Annotated in this window: 30 protein-coding genes and 1 tRNA gene; 17 read left to right on the forward strand and 14 right to left on the reverse strand. The window is 56.4% G+C overall.

Annotated elements, in window-relative coordinates; translation table 11 throughout:
- The first annotated feature begins 91 nt into the window (after nt 1-91).
- From RRH01S_RS28105 to RRH01S_RS28135, 6 genes are all read left to right on the forward strand, one after another.
- Nucleotides 92-280 (forward strand): helix-turn-helix domain-containing protein, encoded by a 189-nt coding sequence (locus RRH01S_RS28105; protein WP_042475976.1) that lies wholly within the window; start codon nt 92-94, stop codon nt 278-280.
- Complete coding sequence (locus tag RRH01S_RS28110; RefSeq protein ID WP_131597895.1) at nt 277-687, forward strand: hypothetical protein; 411 nt, start codon at nt 277-279, stop codon at nt 685-687. The genes RRH01S_RS28105 and RRH01S_RS28110 overlap by 4 nt, the downstream gene beginning before the upstream one ends.
- Nucleotides 684-968, forward strand: a complete 285-nt coding sequence (locus RRH01S_RS28115) for a hypothetical protein (protein WP_042475982.1) — start codon at nt 684-686, stop codon at nt 966-968. Before RRH01S_RS28110 ends, RRH01S_RS28115 begins: the two co-directional genes overlap by 4 nt.
- The gene (locus tag RRH01S_RS28120) at nt 965-1240 is read left to right on the forward strand and encodes a hypothetical protein (RefSeq protein WP_042475984.1); all 276 of its coding nucleotides are present in this window, start codon (nt 965-967) and stop codon (nt 1238-1240) included. Before RRH01S_RS28115 ends, RRH01S_RS28120 begins: the two co-directional genes overlap by 4 nt.
- Before the next feature lie 190 nt (nt 1241-1430).
- A complete protein-coding gene (locus tag RRH01S_RS28130) occupies nt 1431-1958 on the forward strand; it encodes a helix-turn-helix domain-containing protein (RefSeq protein WP_042475990.1) in 528 nt (175 codons plus the stop codon).
- Nucleotides 1959-2050: 92 nt separating this feature from the next.
- Entirely contained in the window at nt 2051-2362 is a 312-nt protein-coding gene (locus RRH01S_RS28135) for a DUF6074 family protein (protein WP_042475993.1), read from the forward strand.
- Nucleotides 2363-2547: 185 nt separating this feature from the next.
- Here RRH01S_RS28135 and RRH01S_RS28140 read toward each other — a convergent pair whose 3' ends face one another.
- From RRH01S_RS28140 to RRH01S_RS28150, 3 genes are all read right to left on the reverse strand, one after another.
- Nucleotides 2548-3012: a hypothetical protein gene (locus tag RRH01S_RS28140; protein WP_131597897.1), complete on the reverse strand. Its 465-nt coding sequence runs from the start codon at nt 3010-3012 to the stop codon at nt 2548-2550.
- Between the two features lie 193 nt (nt 3013-3205).
- Complete coding sequence (locus RRH01S_RS28145; protein ID WP_234711771.1) at nt 3206-3556, reverse strand: hypothetical protein; 351 nt, start codon at nt 3554-3556, stop codon at nt 3206-3208.
- 169 nt (nt 3557-3725) lie between these two features.
- Entirely contained in the window at nt 3726-4229 is a 504-nt protein-coding gene (locus RRH01S_RS28150) for a hypothetical protein (RefSeq protein ID WP_042476002.1), read from the reverse strand.
- Between the two features lie 229 nt (nt 4230-4458).
- On the opposite strand from RRH01S_RS28150, the gene RRH01S_RS28155 reads away from it, so the two are divergent.
- The 9 genes from RRH01S_RS28155 to RRH01S_RS28200 all read left to right on the forward strand — a co-directional run bounded on the left by RRH01S_RS28155 (nt 4459) and on the right by RRH01S_RS28200 (nt 10909).
- A complete protein-coding gene (locus RRH01S_RS28155) occupies nt 4459-4746 on the forward strand; it encodes a type II toxin-antitoxin system RelE/ParE family toxin (protein ID WP_042476006.1) in 288 nt (95 codons plus the stop codon).
- A 1-nt stretch (nt 4747) separates the two neighbouring features.
- A complete protein-coding gene (locus tag RRH01S_RS28160; RefSeq protein ID WP_042476010.1) occupies nt 4748-5044 on the forward strand; it encodes an addiction module antidote protein in 297 nt (98 codons plus the stop codon).
- A gap of 600 nt (nt 5045-5644) precedes the next feature.
- Complete coding sequence (locus RRH01S_RS28170; RefSeq protein ID WP_042476015.1) at nt 5645-6019, forward strand: hypothetical protein; 375 nt, start codon at nt 5645-5647, stop codon at nt 6017-6019.
- Complete coding sequence (locus RRH01S_RS28175) at nt 6016-7500, forward strand: terminase large subunit domain-containing protein (protein WP_042476018.1); 1485 nt, start codon at nt 6016-6018, stop codon at nt 7498-7500. The genes RRH01S_RS28170 and RRH01S_RS28175 overlap by 4 nt, the downstream gene beginning before the upstream one ends.
- A gap of 11 nt (nt 7501-7511) precedes the next feature.
- Nucleotides 7512-8084: a hypothetical protein gene (locus RRH01S_RS28180; protein WP_042476020.1), complete on the forward strand. Its 573-nt coding sequence runs from the start codon at nt 7512-7514 to the stop codon at nt 8082-8084.
- A 12-nt stretch (nt 8085-8096) separates the two neighbouring features.
- Complete coding sequence (locus RRH01S_RS28185) at nt 8097-8807, forward strand: hypothetical protein (RefSeq protein WP_042476023.1); 711 nt, start codon at nt 8097-8099, stop codon at nt 8805-8807.
- 262 nt (nt 8808-9069) lie between these two features.
- Nucleotides 9070-9930 (forward strand): baseplate hub protein, encoded by an 861-nt coding sequence (locus RRH01S_RS28190; RefSeq protein WP_042476026.1) that lies wholly within the window; start codon nt 9070-9072, stop codon nt 9928-9930.
- Nucleotides 9927-10238, forward strand: coding sequence for a hypothetical protein (locus RRH01S_RS28195; protein ID WP_042476029.1), 312 nt, complete (start codon nt 9927-9929; stop codon nt 10236-10238). The genes RRH01S_RS28190 and RRH01S_RS28195 overlap by 4 nt, the downstream gene beginning before the upstream one ends.
- 23 nt (nt 10239-10261) lie before the next feature.
- The gene (locus tag RRH01S_RS28200) at nt 10262-10909 is read left to right on the forward strand and encodes a DUF3102 domain-containing protein (protein WP_178128648.1); all 648 of its coding nucleotides are present in this window, start codon (nt 10262-10264) and stop codon (nt 10907-10909) included.
- 39 nt (nt 10910-10948) lie between these two features.
- Here the strand turns inward: RRH01S_RS28200 and RRH01S_RS33250 are convergent, their stop codons facing one another.
- The 4 genes from RRH01S_RS33250 to RRH01S_RS28220 all read right to left on the reverse strand — a co-directional run bounded on the left by RRH01S_RS33250 (nt 10949) and on the right by RRH01S_RS28220 (nt 12827).
- Nucleotides 10949-11509, reverse strand: a complete 561-nt coding sequence (locus RRH01S_RS33250; protein ID WP_052365325.1) for a hypothetical protein — start codon at nt 11507-11509, stop codon at nt 10949-10951.
- Nucleotides 11509-11964, reverse strand: coding sequence for a Panacea domain-containing protein (locus RRH01S_RS28210; protein WP_042476032.1), 456 nt, complete (start codon nt 11962-11964; stop codon nt 11509-11511). Before RRH01S_RS28210 ends, RRH01S_RS33250 begins: the two co-directional genes overlap by 1 nt.
- A 229-nt stretch (nt 11965-12193) precedes the next feature.
- The gene (locus tag RRH01S_RS28215) at nt 12194-12520 is read right to left on the reverse strand and encodes a hypothetical protein (RefSeq protein WP_042476035.1); all 327 of its coding nucleotides are present in this window, start codon (nt 12518-12520) and stop codon (nt 12194-12196) included.
- 106 nt (nt 12521-12626) lie between these two features.
- Nucleotides 12627-12827 (reverse strand): hypothetical protein, encoded by a 201-nt coding sequence (locus tag RRH01S_RS28220; protein ID WP_042476038.1) that lies wholly within the window; start codon nt 12825-12827, stop codon nt 12627-12629.
- A gap of 164 nt (nt 12828-12991) precedes the next feature.
- Here RRH01S_RS28220 and RRH01S_RS28225 point away from each other — a divergent pair, with 164 nt between their 5' ends.
- Together RRH01S_RS28225 and RRH01S_RS28230 are read left to right on the forward strand one after the other, a co-directional pair.
- Nucleotides 12992-13210, forward strand: a complete 219-nt coding sequence (locus RRH01S_RS28225) for a hypothetical protein (RefSeq protein ID WP_042476043.1) — start codon at nt 12992-12994, stop codon at nt 13208-13210.
- A gap of 12 nt (nt 13211-13222) precedes the next feature.
- A complete protein-coding gene (locus RRH01S_RS28230; protein WP_042476046.1) occupies nt 13223-13822 on the forward strand; it encodes a hypothetical protein in 600 nt (199 codons plus the stop codon).
- A 197-nt stretch (nt 13823-14019) separates the two neighbouring features.
- Here the strand turns inward: RRH01S_RS28230 and RRH01S_RS28235 are convergent.
- The 7 genes from RRH01S_RS28235 to hisD form a co-directional block, all read right to left on the reverse strand.
- A tRNA-Phe gene (locus RRH01S_RS28235) sits at nt 14020-14095 on the reverse strand.
- A gap of 196 nt (nt 14096-14291) precedes the next feature.
- Nucleotides 14292-14507, reverse strand: a complete 216-nt coding sequence (yacG, locus tag RRH01S_RS28240) for a DNA gyrase inhibitor YacG (protein WP_007699131.1) — start codon at nt 14505-14507, stop codon at nt 14292-14294.
- A 5-nt stretch (nt 14508-14512) separates the two neighbouring features.
- Nucleotides 14513-15133: a Maf-like protein gene (locus tag RRH01S_RS28245; protein WP_012652468.1), complete on the reverse strand. Its 621-nt coding sequence runs from the start codon at nt 15131-15133 to the stop codon at nt 14513-14515.
- 55 nt (nt 15134-15188) lie between these two features.
- A complete protein-coding gene (gene infA, locus RRH01S_RS28250) occupies nt 15189-15407 on the reverse strand; it encodes a translation initiation factor IF-1 (RefSeq protein WP_004117876.1) in 219 nt (72 codons plus the stop codon).
- Nucleotides 15408-15549: 142 nt separating this feature from the next.
- A complete protein-coding gene (locus RRH01S_RS28255) occupies nt 15550-16017 on the reverse strand; it encodes an arsenate-mycothiol transferase ArsC (RefSeq protein ID WP_007699140.1) in 468 nt (155 codons plus the stop codon).
- Between the two features lie 5 nt (nt 16018-16022).
- Nucleotides 16023-16496 (reverse strand): UPF0262 family protein, encoded by a 474-nt coding sequence (locus RRH01S_RS28260; protein WP_007699142.1) that lies wholly within the window; start codon nt 16494-16496, stop codon nt 16023-16025.
- Nucleotides 16497-16499: 3 nt separating this feature from the next.
- Entirely contained in the window at nt 16500-17798 is a 1299-nt protein-coding gene (hisD, locus tag RRH01S_RS28265) for a histidinol dehydrogenase (RefSeq protein ID WP_042476051.1), read from the reverse strand.
- Nucleotides 17799-17810: the final 12 nt, after the last annotated feature.

The raw sequence follows: 17810 nt of genomic DNA on the forward strand, positions 1-17810 counted from the left end.
TTTCTTGACGCAATACCGGCTAGTAGCCATAGTTAACACATGGCTACTAGCCATTACATTGAATAACCTTCTTTTCGCGAAAGGAAAGAGAATGGCGCAAGCCGAAAACAAACTTGATCTGGTGTGGGGTGGCGAGGAGATCGCCAATATTATCGGCCGCTCTCGTCGCATCACTTTTCACCTACTGGAGAAAGGCCAACTTCCCGCCAAGAAAGTCGGCGGCCGCTGGGTCGCAGAACGCAGCGCGCTGATCCGTTTCTTCATGGAGACGGCGGCGTGAAAACCCAAACTTTGGAAATGAAAGGGTCCGGCAAGCGTTGGCGCGCTTCCGGACCGTGGTTCAAACATCTCGATAAGGAAATGGAAATGAACAAGACAGTAAATAGCACTGGCGGCGACCGAAAGCCAGCCGCCAAAGGGACGCGGACAGACAAGGAGATCCTAGATGATCTCGATGGCATGTCTGCCGACGTCTCCCAATTGAGGCGGGCTGCACTGGTCCTCGACGAATACACCAACGATATGTTCCGCAACTCCAAGGATCTTCGCCCCAATGCGATGTTTTCCTATGGCCTGAACCAAGATCAGGTCGATGGCATCACATACATGGCCGATCATGTTCGTTATCTCGCCCTAGCTCTGGAGCAGGCCATTGATAGGGCTTTCGGTCTGGACGTGCGGTCGTGAATAAGTTGATCGAGCTCGAAGACACCCTCGGCGAGGCCAGCAGCTTTGTCCAGGCGATCCATCTTGCCGCAGCCGGTCTCGGCGATATGCGGGATACGAACGCAATTCAGGTGGTCGCTGAACAAATCACCGTCCGCTTGGAGAAGGCACGCTCCATCGTCGACAATCTCTCGGACCCATCCGAGAACACCGGCGGCATCGATCTCTATGCTTTGAAGAAGGCTGTCAACGCCGAGATTATTCGACGTGCAGCCCTCAAGACTGGGGAGGATCAGCAATGAAACGCTCCCCCGCAGTCCTGCAGCATCGCCGTGCCGAACTCGAAGCCCGTATCGAGGAGATGATAGGACTCCTCGATATCCTCGACGGCGATCCTGATCTCGAAGACAACGACGACGATGAGCCATCTGTAGGCTCCGTAGGCGTCCGTATCGGCAACAAACTGATATACGACCTTGAACAGGATCCCGCTGAATGTGGCATCGCCGATCGTGACGCTCTCGACCTGGTCATGCGGGAATTTCCGATTGCAAACGGGGTTCGTGCAGGATGACCGATCTCACCGCACCCGAACACCAACACTCTGAGGCCGTCGTTGAGGCGGCCCAGTGGCTCGCAGATCAGAACCCGGTGCCTCAGCCGGTCATTCCCTCTCTTCGTAATCACTTTGGTCTCAGCGCCCTTGAGGCATGCGAAGCAGCAGCACTTGCTACCAAGTATCGCGTTTTTAGAAAGGCGCACGGATGAATCAACACAAGCGGAAAGCTCGAAAACATACCGGCGATCGCTTCTTTCAGATGCATCAATGGTTGGTGATGTCCGACGCATGGAAGGCAGCAAGTGTCTATGAACGCTGTCTCTACATGGAGTTGAAGCAACGCTATAATGGCCAGAACAATGGCGACATCGCGCTTTCCCATCGGGAGGCTATGGATGCGCTTAACTGCAGCAACAAGCCCGTTGCTGAGGCCTTCAAGGGGCTCATAGCCAAGGGCTTCATCAAGGTAGCTTCGGTCGGGTCATTCCACTGGAAAGCGAAAGCCCCAGGCGGCCGTTCGACGCGCTGGATACTCACCGAGTTGGCAGTCGATCAGCCGGAGCGTTCACTGGTCCCGACGAAGGACTTTATGCGATGGCATCCGAGCATGGAAGAAAAACAACGGTATGCCCACGGCACACGCATGGTGGTAGCAGATACCACCGGTCAGGATCGTATGGTGGTATCAGGGCATACCATAAACTCGAAAGTGTATGCCCATGGCACACGATAAGCCCCGTTTTCGGGGTGTAAGTGTATGCCCTCGTACCACAGTATATAATCTAACCATATCATGCGCTCAAAGCAGCGCGTCGGAGGTGCAGCATGCGTGAACATGATCTCCCGCTCTTCGCCTGGCAGCCACCCTGCAAGGTCATCCTCTTCCCACTTCTCAGCCGTGTCGGTAGAATCCGCGACGTTGCCTCAAAGATGCTGGACAAGGCGACTGATCGCCACGCCGACTATTACCGCAACCAAGTCACTGAGGCTCTGCTGCGCCAGCTCGATCGCGTCGGCGTTCCCGAGCATGAACAAGATGAACATCTCGGCGCCTTCTGGCATGCCGTCCAGGATGAGATGATCCGCCAGTGCTACAGCCGGGTCGCCGGCGGCAATGATCCCAGGGGCGCGGCCTGAATACGATGGCCTGAATACGATCTCGTCACATTTCGCAGCAAGATTTCGAAAGAACAGCAAGATTACGAAAGTGCACGGCCGAACTGGGCTTTATTCTCTACCCGCTGCCGCTCCTCAAAGGGCACGATACAAACAGGAAGCAGTCGCCGTCTCTGAAATTTGAAATAGGAGACGGCGATTTTCCCCTAAAAACGCAGAAGCGAAATGATCAAGCTAAGCATGCTGATTCCGACTGCGACCCATGTCGTCCATGGTTTGTAGCGCATTTCGATTTCGGCATATGTCTCGCGACGTAAAAGCGCCTTACCTTCGTCGGTGAGGTAGTATGTTCCATGGACCCTGGACCAAATCCAGTTTTTGTCATCATAAACCGGATCTTCGGAGATAGGGCGCCAGGGAATCGGCACTGACCAAGCCCTTGCACGCCTGATATAGTTCTGTGTCTCAATTTGATCTATCTCGGCGTCGATCAGTTCTCGCTCATTATCGTAATTGGAATACGCATAGTCCCATTCGTCCGAGCCGCGTCGCAGCTTTTCTTCCTGCACTTTTCTGCGGAATGCCATATCGACATCTTCCAAATCATATCTCAACTTAGCCAAACGATGTCGATCGTCGCGCCATTTTAGGAGTGAAGAAATCAGCTCCATGAAGCCCCCTCAGAAACCAGCAATCCCCCAACTCAAATTGTTATCATATTACATACAGTGACTGACATATCCTTTATGCATCAAGCTGCGGTCGACCGATGGGCAGCGACGATCCGAGGCGCGGCATGAGCGAAACCGAACTTCTTGCGGGCGATAGGGCAATGGACCGCTTCTCCGAGCTAGCCGGTTTGCCCTAATTTGAATTCGCGCGGTTATTGAAGTTGTTCACCGCATCGTTGTAATTGGAGTATTGCTCATTGACAGCGTTCTTGGCGGTCCGAAGAGCGTCCTCCGCTTCACTTGCCGCCTTTTTGGCAGCATCATTTGCCTCGTCGACATCACGCTGCTCGCACCGGACAAAATCTTCAATTTCCGATTTGTAGCTTTCGACTTCGCGCTTGCACTGTTCGAAATCGCTTTGACTGTCAAATTTGCCATAGCTGCTCACACAGTATGGTGCGCTCGGCTCCGAACAATAGGCATGAGCGGTCCCAACGCCGACCAAAAACACCCCCATTCCAAACGCGACCAGACGAACTCCCATTTAACGCTCCCCGCAGCCATTATGCGCCTGCACCTTGCATTCATGACGCGAAGGTTGCAACATCTCTCTGACGGGGGAATTCTATGCGTGTATCATGGCTTGTTGTGACATTGGCTGCCCTACTCCCAACGGCGTCCTTCGCGAACTATCCCTGTAGCAGCATGAAAGATCATATCCCGAGATCCACCAGCAGCTGATCAGTGAAAATTTCAACTTTCCGAAGCAGGTACCAAGTGCGGTGCATCTCGCCGTCTGTGGATTGAATAAACACTGCCGAAGATCCTAACGCATCCCCACATGCGAAAAGACCAACAACGAGCTTTCGGGAACGAACATCGCCAGGAGATCGAACGAGTCGAGCACCCGATTTGCGATCGGATAGGCGCCCGTGCTTTGTTGCATAAGCCGCGTCACGAATGATCTCGAACTCTTTTGACTGCTTGGCAATATAGTCTTTGAAGTGATTGTCCTTCAATTCCTTCGGTTCGCCTTCTCCGACAAAGACAGTTTGCAGGATAGGATCCTGGATCACCTTCAAGTGTTCAAAAAGTACCCCGTACGCGGCATCAACGCTCAAAATCGCATTGACCGCTAAACGGTAATCCTCCTCGTTGCCGATTGCCTCCGCGATATTTGGCTTCGTGACAACGTCATAAAATTCTTTCGGATGCATTTGTCACCCCATACGGCGCTTACAGATCATTTTGCAACGCGCCCCTTTATGCGCATGTATGCCTTCATACGACTCATGATAGATTTTTTGCCGCTATCAGTCCGATAGGTCGCTCACATAAAGACCACTCGACCATGCGATCTTTGCATTTCAATACGTGGGTCGCACTCAAAATGACGGTAGCGTCATTTTCCTTGACGATGAGCAGACTGTGAACTATAGATTACACATGATTGAAGTTCGTAAAACCGATGTCTTCCTCGAATGGCTAAAATCCCTGAGAGACATTCGGGCTCAGTTGCGAATTCAGAAGCGCATTGATCGCTTGAGTCTGGGCCTTCTAGGCGATGCGAAGTTCTTCAGCGGCATCGGCGAGCTTCGTGTCGACTACGGTCCTGGATATCGCATCTACTTCGTCCAGCGAGGCAGTGAACTCATCATCTTACTGTCCGGTGGCGACAAAGGTTCGCAAGATCGCGACATAAAGCGCGCCATCGAAATGTCAAAGGAGGTCTGAAATGGCTATCGAAACCACCCCATGGGAAGGAACCGAGCTTCTGACCAGCGATGAAGCGATCCAGGCATATCTTGAAATCGCTTTCGAAGACGGCGACACCAAAGATATCGCCATGGCTCTCGGCAACATCGCCAAAGCCAAAGGTATGACTCACGTTGCCAAAGAAGCCGGTATCACCCGCGAGGCTCTTTACAAATCCCTCAGTGAAAAGGGCGACCCCAAGCTTTCTACCCTTCTCGGCGTCATGAAGGCTCTTGGGCTGCAGCTCACCGTAACTCCAGCCCATGAAGCTGCATAGAAAAACAGCTAGCTTCTCACATCCAGCCCCGCTGTTATGGCGGGGTTTTATTTTGACTACTCCTGGCGGCCGTAACGTACCCTAGGACGATATCGACGAAAAGACCGATGCCAGTACTGCCACACCCGCGAGGAATGCTCCGATGGCATTCCATTTGCTCTGCTTCTTCAAGGGGTCGACTATGTGGGATAAGTTCGTGCTAACTGTCAGGTCGAGCATGCTGATCTTCGCAACATTGAATTGGGTAGATCGAAACCAGGCAAGAGCAGACAAAATACCTGCGATCAAGCTTAGCCACAATAAAAATTGATGCATGGGAACCTCCTACCGATCACCCCATATTAGAGAATATTCACGAAAGCTAAATCGATAAATAGCGCTGTCGACAACTGACAAAATATCCATTTGAAATCATTGAATTTTTCGGCGAAAAAGTGCCAAAATCACGTTTGTGATCACAAAACTGAGTTGCGGAATAATTATCCGCTTGTCGATTCATAACTTACTGTTTTTACTTACAAAGTTTTTACGTGTCGCGATCATGTTGCGTTAATCCGCGTGTCGTGATAGCTTTCAGCTCAGCATTCAGGAGCCGAAACAATGCACGAGAAAGCACAGGGAAACACGGCAGATACCACGTCGAAGCCTAGCGCTCTCACGAACTCGCTGCTTGATCGTCGAACTCACGAGTGGCGCCGCCGTGCCGAGTTGATGCTGATGTTCGCCGACGCACTGGGCGGCCCCTCCAAGATCGATGACATGACGGCAAGCAGGATCGCCTCCGCGGCTGATATGCGCGTCATTGCCGAGATAGCCCGTGCGCGCTTCCTCAGAGGTGAGGACATCAGCCTTGATGACGTTGTCAGGGCAGAGCGCGCCGCCGGCCTCACAGAGAAGGCCCTCCAGATCGGCGTGAAGCATGGCAAGCGCCGCCGCTCCCCCGATGACGTCTTTGCCGGGAGGAGCGCTGCTTGAAGGTACGCGTCAGCCTCAGAGAAGCCCTGCGGGACGACAACCTGCTTGGACAAGCCATTGCCGGCGAAAGCTGGTCGATATGGCGTGCCCTGCTAATGGCTGCGATGGGCGAGACCCTGACACCTGAAGAGCGGGAGATGTTCTCCCTCGTCACCGGGCGCTCACAGGAGCCTCAGCAGCGCGTTGAGGAATTCTGGACGGTTGCGGGTCGGCGCAGTGGCAAAACGCGCGCAGCGGCTGTTCTGGGGGCGTATCTGGCGACCTGCATTGACTGGACCGATTGCCTTTCTCCTGGTGAGCGTGCCGTCCTCCCTGTCCTTGCCGCAAACACATACCAGGCGTCCCGTGCCTTCATGCATCTCGTCGGCATCCTGCAGCATTCCCCCGATCTCAGCGCATTGCTGGAAGGCGAGCCCACGGCTGACGCCATAAGGCTTTCGACGCGTGTAGACATCAACATCGTACCGGCCAACTTCAAAACCATTCGGTCGATCACCGCCATTGCCATCATCTGTGACGAGATCGCGTTTTGGTCGATTGAAGGCTCGAAGAACCCCGATAAGGAAATCCTCACAGCCGCCCGTCCAGCACTGGCAACGACGGAAGGGCCATTGGTATGCATCAGTTCGCCCTACGCGCGCCGTGGGGAGCTGTGGACCAATTACCGCAAAGATTTCAAGCCTGACGGTGATCCGCTCATCCTGATCGCCAATGCCGAATCCAAGGTGCTCAACAGCACCCTCCCCCAGCGGGTCATCGACCGTGCCTACGAACGGGATCCGTCGGCCGCCAGCGCCGAATACGGCGGCAAGTTCAGAACCGACGTCGAGACGCTTCTGTCCCGCGAGGTGGTTGAGGCTGCGGTTGATGTTGGTGTCGTCGAACGCGCTCGTGAGCCTGGCATTCGCTATTACGGCTTCGTTGATCCCTCCGGCGGCAGCTCCGACAGCATGACACTCGGCATTGCCCACAAGGAGGGCAACAGGGCTGTTCTGGACGTTCTACGCGAGCGCAAACCGCCTTATAGCCCGGAAGCCGTCACCAAGGACTTCTGCGAGCTGCTGAAGAGCTACGGCATTCTTTCGCTCACCGGCGACAACTTCGGTGGCGAATGGTGCAAGGAACCTTTCAGCCGGCACGGCGTCACCTACGAGCGCAGCACGGCCCCTAAGAGCGAACTCTATGCTGCGATGGTGCCGGCGATCAACTCCGGCCGCGTCGGTCTTCTCGACAACGAGAGAGCCACAAATCAGCTCGTGGAACTCGAGCGTCGTTCCGGATCTAGCGGACGCGATATCATTGATCATCCTCCGGGTGCTGCATTTCATGACGACGTCGCGAATGCTGTCGCCGGCGCCGTGTTCCAGGTGCTCGGCAAGCGCGCGCCCCTGGCCATCAGCGAGGCAGCTCTGACCGCATCCCGTCAACCGACAGGCCGCACATTCAATCATCCCCGCCTTAGCAGCGGTGGACATCGATGAAAGGATTACTCATGTCCCACCCACACGAACCTCTGAACGATCGCGAATTGCACAATTTCGGGGTCTTTCTCCGTGCCAATCCACACCTTACCCATCCTGCTCCGCAAGCTGCCTTTGACGCTATGCCCAAGAACATTCGCCGCGTTCCCGGCAAGCAGATCCGGACACCGTTGAAGGATTTTCGAAAGGGCGAAAAATTCGACACCGCGCGCTATGCCATGGATGAGGCTGATCCCGACGACGTGGTTTCTCCTGGCGAGGCCGGTATGGCTTTCTTGCGGGACCTTGCCATGAAGCTCTCGCCGGAAGGCTGGGCTGCTCTGCGGGAGGCCTGCATGGAGGGCCAGGAGGGCGCAGAGGACGAACCACCGGAATTCGAGGGCAAGCCTGAAGTGGGAAAGGGTCCGCCGGCGATGGACAGCGCAGCAGCCAAGAGCTTTGCAGAGCGCTATCCCGACATTGCGGGTGTGAAGGTAAACACCATTGGTCAGCAACCCAGGTCGGAGCCGTCGCGGCTGACGGCAAAGGGAGCCGCAAGCTTCAACGCCATGTTTCCCGAAGCCGCGCGCATCAAAGTTCGGTAACGGAGGAAAGCCATGTCGAAGCTTTTGAAATTGGCGATCGGTGGCAAGGAGCCACCTCATAATCCGGACAGGGTGGAGCTTGCCCAGGCTCTGGAAGAAATTGCTCGGCTTGAGCGCGGCCTCGCGGAAAAGCAATCAGCGGTGTCTCGTGCCCATGAAATGATTGGGGACGCACTTAAAGAACAGGATGAAGCAGAACAAGGCGTCGAAGCCGCTCGGGTCACGTTGCGCTCTCGAATGGTCGAGGCGGCGCGGTCCGGTTCGTCCGTTTCACGGAGCGATGTCATGGGAGCCGCCCATTCAAGGCTCGCCGCTGCCAACGAAACGCTGGCGGCAGCACAGGCGGGGCTCGAAGTCGTGCGTTCCTCCTGTGAAGATCACGAAGAGGCCCTGGCAGTTGCACAGCGTCGCCGAAATGCCGGCATCGCCAAGATCCTCGATGGGGAGGTTGACGCAATCCACGCGGAGGCGATCGGGCTTCGCGACAAGTTCATGGCGAAATTGATCGAACTTAGGTTCGTGTCGTCTCTGGCTGGAACTTCCTGGCCGCCGACTGATCGAAGCAAGGCAATCGATCGGCTGTTGAATATGCCTCTCAGTATCGCTTGGATTGGTGGAGTCCGAGCAGATACGAAGGAAGCACAGCCAATAGTCCAGCCATGGCAAGACGCCATCAAAGCTCTCCAGAATGACGCCAACGCCCCCCTTCCGGAGGCCAATTGACCATGATCACGATTTGGCGCGCACCGAGTTTACCTCGCTGTCTCCTCAGGGGTGCGCGCCTTTGGCCCCGCGTTTCTACTTTCCGGACGCGGGTACGGCCAGCCGGCGGTGCCGTAATTTCGAAAAACACCGGCAGGCCATCATGGTCCCTCCTTACCCCAGGGATGGCTAATCGGCATCTGATTGTTGTGCCGTACATGCCGGCTTCGGGCGTTGCTCCTGTTCCGCTCGGAGCCGGCACTGCTTATACGCGGGGTATGCCATGAGCTTCACCGAAAAGAAGATCACCGTTAATTTCAACCTTGCAAACGGCTCGTTCGGCGACAGGAAAAACAATACGGCCACCATTTCGGGCCTTAGGATCTCTGCGATCATCCAGGCCACCGGCGGAGCGTCTAACAGCAATATGAACCTGTCGATCTGGGGATTGCCCCTGTCGATGATGAACCAGCTATCCACGGTCGGCACACAGCTCAATGCTCGATACGATAACGCTGTGACGGTTGAAGCCGGCGACGATGAAACGGGCATGACGCTTGTCTTTGGCGGTCGCATCTTTGAGGCCTTCGTAGACGGCAACAGCCAGCCGAATATTGCTTTCCGCGTCCAAGCCGCCCCAGGCCCGTTTGTTGCCGTCAAGCCCGTCCCAGCGCTCAGCATCAAGGGATCTGCGGACGCCGCCGGCATGATGGGGAACCTGGCGAAGCAGATGGGCTTTGCCTTTGAAAACAACGGCGTCAACGTCAAGCTGTCGAACCCTTATTTCGGTGGCACGGCCTGGACGCAAGCCATGGCGATCGCCCGCCACGGCAACTTCGATCTGATCTTTGAGCGCAATGTCATGGTGATCTCTCCTCGAGGTCAACCTCGTCAGGGCGACGCCATCCTGATCTCTCCTGATACCGGGCTGGTCGGCTATCCGACATTCTCCGAAGCAAAGGTGATCGTTCGCTGCCTGTTCAATCCCGCAGTCAAGCAACTTTCCTTGGTCGAGGTCAAAAGCGACCTTACACCGGCAAATGGCAAATGGCAGGTCTTAGCGATCGTCTACGAGCTGGAATCCCAGACCCCAAACGGGAAGTGGTTCATGATCCTCGAGCTCATAGCGGTAGGTACACAATGATCAACGTTGAAACGACATTGCCGATCCTCGGCAGTATGCGTGCTGCCGCCCTCGATCATCGTGATCGGGCAGAACCTCTCTTGCTCAAGGCTGCGGAGATGGAAGAGGCGCTCGAACGCTATTTCCTTCCAGATCAAGAAATCACGCTCGATGAAGCGGTGAGCGCTTGCGTAACAGCCGCAACTCTTTGGGCCGACGTGACTGGAAACCGCTGGTCGGCAGATCGCGCCGCCGTGGCCGAGTATCTGACCCACAAATACCAATTTATTTTTGGTCAGCCGGCAGAACTCAACGCTCCGGCACATTGATCATCTGCTATCGGAGGAATGTCTTGAAGACCATCCGTAACGCGGAAGCAAACGTCCGCGCGATCTGCGCCGAATATGATATCGAGATTATCCCGGGCAACGTGTATCCACAGCCCGGGCAAACCCGTGCCGTAGCATCTATGTGCCTGATCCTGGCCAAGTACGGCGAAGGTCATTTCCGGCTCGTCATGACGACGCTGAGCGAAACCAGGGGCAACAATGCCCTGATCGACCAGACGAGCCTATGGGCCGTCTCGGACCTCATACGAGCCTGTCCGGAGTGGGTGGAGGAGCGCACCTCTGAATGGCTGCAGTGGTGGGATGAGATCCCGCTCGGGCCGATCATGGCCACCATCAACCAGCTTCGCGGCTTCAGCCACCAGCGTCACGCCCTCGCCGGCGCGATCTATTATCGGCTGTGCGCCTTCAGCCAGCAGCGTATGTCATCTCAGGACACCGCCAGCACGGTCAAGAATAAGGTTCCGGAGGTGGGGAGGGCTCGCAGCCGCGCCAATTATGACCAAGCGATCGAGATGGGCAAGAAGCTCATCGATATCAAATCCCAGCTACCCCGTGGCCATTGGCTACCGTGGGTGCAGGAAAAATCCGGTCTCAGCTATGGCACCGTACAGCGGTACATGCGGGTGGCCAGAACGGGCATCAATGGGTAGCGAGTAAAACGATTATTGCTTTTCAACAAACATGGGTCTTCAATCGACCGGATAAATTTGGTGCTCGGCGTCCCACCAGACGACATTGAAAACATGGCCGGTTCGGAAACCCCATATTCGCTGTTTTCCTCCGGTGCGAAACCGGAAGAGCTCGTCCTCTTCTCGACCGATTTCGATCCAACGGAGTTGAGCTTCCTCGCAAAGGCTATCAAGTGGTTGGGAGTGGTGTTTCTTATGCCTGTCCCGGCCGCCGGTCATCTGCCCCATAATCTCGTGCCAATACAGGCCGCCCATCTCGATCATAGTCGATCTCACTACGCAAGCGCTGTTGGCATCGTAGATCGGGTCACACCAGTTGCGGACCTGACCCCAACTCCAACTATTGGCACGATCGGAATGATCGTGGATTCGGTAGCTCATACGCATCTGCATGATGCTACCGGGGTCTTGCTCTGATCGAGCAGTCTTTGCTCCACCCGGGGTAAAGGCGGTGCGGGGCTCGTGTTCAGCTTCTACCTTTTCAACGAGCCGCACAGCCTTCACCTGCTGCCGAACCTGCCTCTCAATCCGTCGATCGATGCGCGCTTGCTTCCGGTCCATCAGCAGGCAGCGTTGCTTGCCTGAAGGCCTGAGTAATATTCGTGCATGTCTGCGAGGGTGACCTCCTCCTCAGACGCAGCGCCATCCGGAACGCCTGCCCGCTGACGGGCCTTCTTCCATGGCTCTTCAAGATGCGTCAGGTCACTTAGCCACTGAGCCGACTTGTCGCCGTAGAAATTCAGCACTGCATCAATCGTCGCGCGAGCCCGTTCATCCAGATTAGGCTCAGTTTGCATGATCTGCTTCGGAGGGACTGAAAATTGGCGATGGTGTGAGGAATAAAGTGAACGACAGACCGGTCCATTAGCCCAAGCCTGAATTGGCTCTTCGAACATCGGGCGTTCATCCCAAACCAGGGACCATGCCTGAGCATAGTAGACGAGCTTCTGCAGCTTCATTGCGGTCATCTCGCCGCGCGACCGCAAGATGTATTCTGCTACATCTTTTACGGACATGTTTATCTTCCTTTCGGTCCAAATCGACCTTGATGGCCGTATCCTACGGTCATAACGCGTAGGTACATAGACTTGTTCGGGGCTGAATGCCAGTGCAGTACGAAGCCGCACGATGCGACCTATTGATTTCGTTTGCCTTAATTTATGAGGATCAGGATCGATCTGTTGCGCAAACCTCAGAGAAACCTATCGCCAGCATCGCCCAGGAGTGCATGCGGGTGACGAAGGCTCACATGAGCGCCTGAGGAGCTCGTTCGTATAGCAACCAGTTGTGAAGTTCGAAGATCTTATGCGCGATGTCAGAGACGTCTTCGTCGCTCATGTGGCGTAGGGTTGCACGAATCGTACCTTCGCCATCATTCTCAGCCGCGTGGGACGTGCAGCGGTCGTAGAGTTCCTGATATCGATCGCCGATTTCTTCGTTTGAGAATTCCTCCGACTTGATAGTCGTCATGGACGCAAAAGCGTACTCCACCCTCATCCTAATATCACCAAGACCGACCAGGCATCCGACAGCAGCGGAAAGTTTCGAGAGATAATATCCATCGATAGACATCGGCGCGCTCCAAGGGTCGGCGATCACATAATGGTCAAAAACCGCGCGAATGTCGATGGCGATAGTTCGCCTAAGGGTTACAGAAAACCAAATTTGCCGCGTCTGCTTAGCGACGGCTGTGTTGCAATATGAGTTGATCGTAACGATGGATGATCAGTTCGATCTCACTTCGAAGACCATTTCGCTGAGCAGGGGAAAGCGTAGCCTCGGGAAAAATCGGATCCCGGTCCATTAGATTGACTTGATCTTGAAGTGCGTCTCTGGAGCGTTTCCAGCCCTCGGCAAGATCGGCGATGGTGGTCGGCATGGGGTCCTCACGAATGTCAGTGGATCAAAATCATCCAAGAGTCGCACCTGTTAGAAAATCCGAAAGCCTAAACGCCGTCGCGATTGGACAGATTCCGCAGCATCGCTTTAGAACCATATCGGCTCGCTCATGAGCCGAAGTCGATCCTTTCGAAGGAAAAGCGAATGTCAGAACTTGATGATCTTCTTAGGCAAAAAGCTGAACTCGAGGCGAGAATTCAGGAAGTCATGGTGGGTGAGGTTGACAGGCTGAAATTTGAATTCGCGGAACTCGCCTACAAACTCAGAGAATTGGGTGCGCTTCCGAGTGCCGTGATTGATGCCTTCACGGACAAGGCCGGCACCTTCAATACCTACCGGACAATGAAAGTGAAAAAGGCCTAGCGGATTGGACAGTTGACGCTCGCATATTTCGCAAAACAGGCAGCGGCCGCGCAGCGAATGAGAGCCAGGATGGAGCGGTCCGGCTTTACGCCCGGCGGTCATCGGCTCTGGACACCACTCGAAGACGAACTCTGCCGTCTTCTTCATTCCGATCAGTTTGCGCTGCGGCATATCTTGTCGCACCGCTCCCCTTCTGCGATCCAGGCTCGCTGTCGTAAGCTGGGATTCGCTCGAAAGCGGCATGAATGGGGGCCTCTGAAGAAGCAGAAGCTTCGAAAGATATATCCTGAAGCAACCCATGAAGAACTATATGCCGCATTCCCAGGCGTAGAGTTGGTCAACATACGGGCTGCCGCCAACCGGTATAAATACTATCGGAAAAAGAAACCTTATAAGAAAACTGGCATCGTGGCGAACGACCAAGTTCGCTCCCATTGCTATGATTCAAATATGGTGATGAGGGAGCTTGATGAAGCGAGCAAAACTGGACGCTACTTTCAGACACGCGGCTACCGGACCAAATACCCGAACTTCAAGGCCATCCATAAAGCGGCAGGAGCACTCGGAGGTGTTCTAAGGTTTCATCCTTTTGAGGAGGCATCGGACGATTAGCGATAGATGCTGGAAATCCCTTTCGACCAACAATGTTCCGTCGAAACATGTCGCATCTCATGTCGCGTGGAACTGCCGCTACCCTATTGAAACCCTTGGAAATGCTGGGTAGTGGCTTGCAACACGACGCGACACGAAAGTGGCAAAATCGGAGACCTCAGTATCACGTAAACAATTGATTTTCTTGATAATTTAAGTGGTGCCCAGAGCCGGAATCGAACCAGCGACACGCGGATTTTCAATCCGCTGCTCTACCAACTGAGCTATCTGGGCATCCGTGCCTCACGCAAATCAGAAGGCCTTGGAAGGCCCTGGGTGCTTGGTTCACCCCGGAAGCGAGCGGGGTTATAGCATCTTGTTCGTCCATGTCCAGCCGCAAATGACTCTTTTTTGACAGGAAATGGATTTTTGGCAATTTACGAACAAAATGAATGGCTTCGCCGGACCGAACATCGAAATGGCGGCGGAACTATTCCTCTTCGGGATAGTCCGCCTTGGTCTGATCCTCGGCAACGGGAATGGCATAGGAGCCGTTCAGCCACCGGGACAGATCGGCCGAGCGGCAGCGATCCGAGCAGAAAGGGTAATGCTCGCGCATCGAAGGCCGGCCGCATTCCACGCAAGGCCGTGTCTTGCGCAGCGGCTCGATCTTTGCGCCAACCTTGATCTTGTCGTCATCCGCCATGACAATCACCCTTCCTGCCAGGTGGCATGAACGTCGAAACCCTCTCCCGCCAGAAGCAGCATGGTTTCATAAAGTGGCAATCCGACGACATTGGTGTAGGAGCCGATCAGCTTCTGCACGAAGGAGCCCGCGAGCCCCTGGATGCCATAGGCACCCGCCTTGCCGCGCCATTGGCCGGAGGCGAGGTACATGTCGATGTCCCTGGCCGACAGCCGCTTGAAGCGAACCTTGGTCTCGATGACCTTCTGGCGCAGCTTGCGGTCGGGTGTGATCAGGCAGACGCCGGTATAGACGACATGGCTGCGGCCGGAGAGCAGGTGCAGCGCCGAAGACGCCTCGTCGACGAACTCTGCCTTCGGGAGAATCCGACGGCCGACGGCGACAACCGTGTCGGCGGCAAGGATATAGCTTCCCTGCCAGGCGACATCGCCTTTCACCGCGGCAAAGGCCGCCTCGCCCTTTTCCGCCGAAAGCCTACGCGCCAGCGATCGCGGATGCTCCGATTTCTTCGGAGCCTCGTCGATATCCATGGGCATCAGGCGCGCCGCTTCGATCCCTGCCTGATGCAGGAGGTCGACGCGGCGCGGCGATCCGGAGGCCAGTATCAGCTTGTGTTTCAGCGCCATAAAACCTCGACCTATCAGGCGGGAGACGGACAGCCGGCTCGAAAACGAGCAGCGACTACTTGAAACGGTAGGTGATGCGGCCCTTGGTCAGGTCGTAAGGGGTCATTTCCACCAGCACCTTGTCGCCGGCGAGAACGCGAATGCGGTTCTTGCGCATGCGGCCGGCGGTGTGGGCGATGATCTCGTGCTCGTTTTCCAGCTTCACGCGGAAGGTCGCGTTCGGCAGCAATTCGGTGACGACACCCGGAAATTCTAGGACTTCTTCTTTCGGCATTAAAGCTTCTTTTCCTGTAGGGTTGTGGCCGGCGCCCGTGGCAAAATGCGGGGTCGCCGGAAATTTGCGCGGAAACTACACAATCGACGCGGTTTTGTGAACCACGTTGATAAGGCTTTCTGCATTTGTTTCACGCGGCACCTTAAAGGGAGCCGCGACGTTCCACCAGCCTGCTCTCGATCAGGCCCTGAAGATAATCCCGCACATCACGGTAGGCATCGAGAATCTGCTCGCGCGTGTCGCCGATCGCCGAGGGGTCCATGGTCGGCCAATAGATGACCTCGATGGCATTGGCCCGTGTCAATTCCAGCGCCGCGTGATGCGCTTCGGGAGAGAGCGTGATGATGAGATCGAAGAAATCATCCTCCAGTTCCTCCAGCGTCTGCGGCTGCCGGCGTCCGAGCGAGAGGCCGATCTCGTCGAGAACGACATCGACGAAAGGATTGCGTTCGCCGGCCCGCACGCCCGCTGAAGCGATATAGGTGCCCTGCGGCAGCATCCCGCGCGCAATCACTTCCGCCATCGGCGAACGGATGGCATTCAGCCCACACATGAAGAGGATGGCGCCCGGCGCCTTTACGCTATGGTCGATGGCCTTCGGTTGCTCCATCGCCGTCACCCACGCCAATAGAGCACGCAGACGAGGGTAAAGAGCCGCCGCGCCGTGTCGAAATCCACGGTGATCTTGCCCTGCAGCCGCTCCATCAGCGTCCGCGACCCCTCATTGTGGATGCCGCGGCGACCCATGTCGATCGCCTCGATGCGGCTGGGAGTGGCCGAGCGGATCGCCTCGTAATAGCTCTCGCAGATCATGAAGTAATCCTTCACGATCCGGCGAAACGGCGTCAGCGACAGGATATGGGCGGCAACGACCGTCCCCTCCTCCGTCCGGATGTCGAAAACCAGCTTCTGGTCGACCAGTGACAGGTTCAGGAGATAAGGCCCGCCCGCATGGCCGATAGGCTGGAAGCTGTTTTCCTCGATCAGGTCGAAGATGGCGACGGCGCGCTCATGCTCGACGTCGGGCGTCGAACGGCCGATCGTGTCGTCCAGGACCACATCGCTCAGCCGGAAGACACCTTCTGCCATGCCTTACCTCTCGAGATTGAGACGGATTGCAACCGATCGCGCATGGGCGTCGAGCCCTTCCGCTTCGGCAAGCGCGATCGCCGCCGGGCCAAGTGCGCGCAGCTGCTCCGGACCGAGCCGCAGGATCGAGGTGCGCTTGACGAAATCGAGCACCGACAGGCCGGACGAAAAACGGGCGGAGCGCGCGGTCGGCAGCACATGATTGGAGCCGCCAACATAATCACCGATCACTTCCGGCGTATGACGGCCGACGAAGATAGCGCCGGCATTGCGGATGCCTGCAAGCAGAGCATCGGGATGATCGACCGCGAGTTCGACGTGCTCGGCGGCGATGCGGTTGGCAAGCGGAACGGCCTGCTTCAGGTCGGATACCAGGATGATGGCGCCGAAATCCCGCCAGCTCGCCGCCGCCGTCTTCGACCGGCTGAGCCGCTTCAGCTGCCGTTCGACGGCGCCGTCGACAGCCTTGCCCAACTCTGCATCATCGGTGATCAGGATCGACTGCGCGCCCTCGTCATGCTCGGCCTGCGCCAGGAGATCGGCGGCCAGCCAGTCCGGATCATTGTGCTTGTCGGCGATAACAAGCACTTCGGACGGGCCGGCGATCATGTCGATGCCGACAGTGCCGAAGACATGGCGCTTGGCGGCGGCGACATAGGCATTGCCGGGGCCGGTGATCTTGTAGACCGGGGCGATCGTCTCCGTGCCATAGGCCAGCGCTGCGATCGCCTGCGCGCCGCCGATGCGGTAGATCTCCTCGACGCCGGCCATGCGGGCAGCGGCCAGCACCGCCGGGTTGATCGAGCCGCCCATGGTCGGCACCGTGATGACGATACGCTCGACACCGGCGACCTTGGCCGGCACCGCATTCATCAGCACCGAGCTTGGATAGCTTGCCGTGCCGCCGGGCACGTAGAGACCGACAGCCTCGATCGCCGTCCAGCGCGAGCCGAGACCGACGCCGAGATCGTCCTCGTAGATATCGTCCTTCGGCAATTGCCGGCGATGATGCGATTCGATGCGGGTGGCCGCGACCTTGAGCGCGCCCAGCACTTCGGCGGGAACGGCGGCAACCGCCGCGTCGATCTCCGCTTCCGTGACGCGCATCGGCGTCGTGGCGAAATCAATGCCTTCGAATTTCTTGGAGTAATCGGCCAGAGCCGCGTCGCCCCGCGCCCTGACATCGTCGATGATGGCGCGCGCAACGGCATTCACGTCCTCGGACACTTCTCGCTTGGTCGTGAGAAAAGCGGCGAACTGCTCCTCGAACCCTTCCGACGCCTGATCCAGCCAGATAGCCACGCTGATAATCCT

The sequence above is a fragment of the Rhizobium rhizogenes NBRC 13257 genome (assembly GCF_000696095.1).
Classification (GTDB): domain Bacteria; phylum Pseudomonadota; class Alphaproteobacteria; order Rhizobiales; family Rhizobiaceae; genus Rhizobium; species Rhizobium rhizogenes.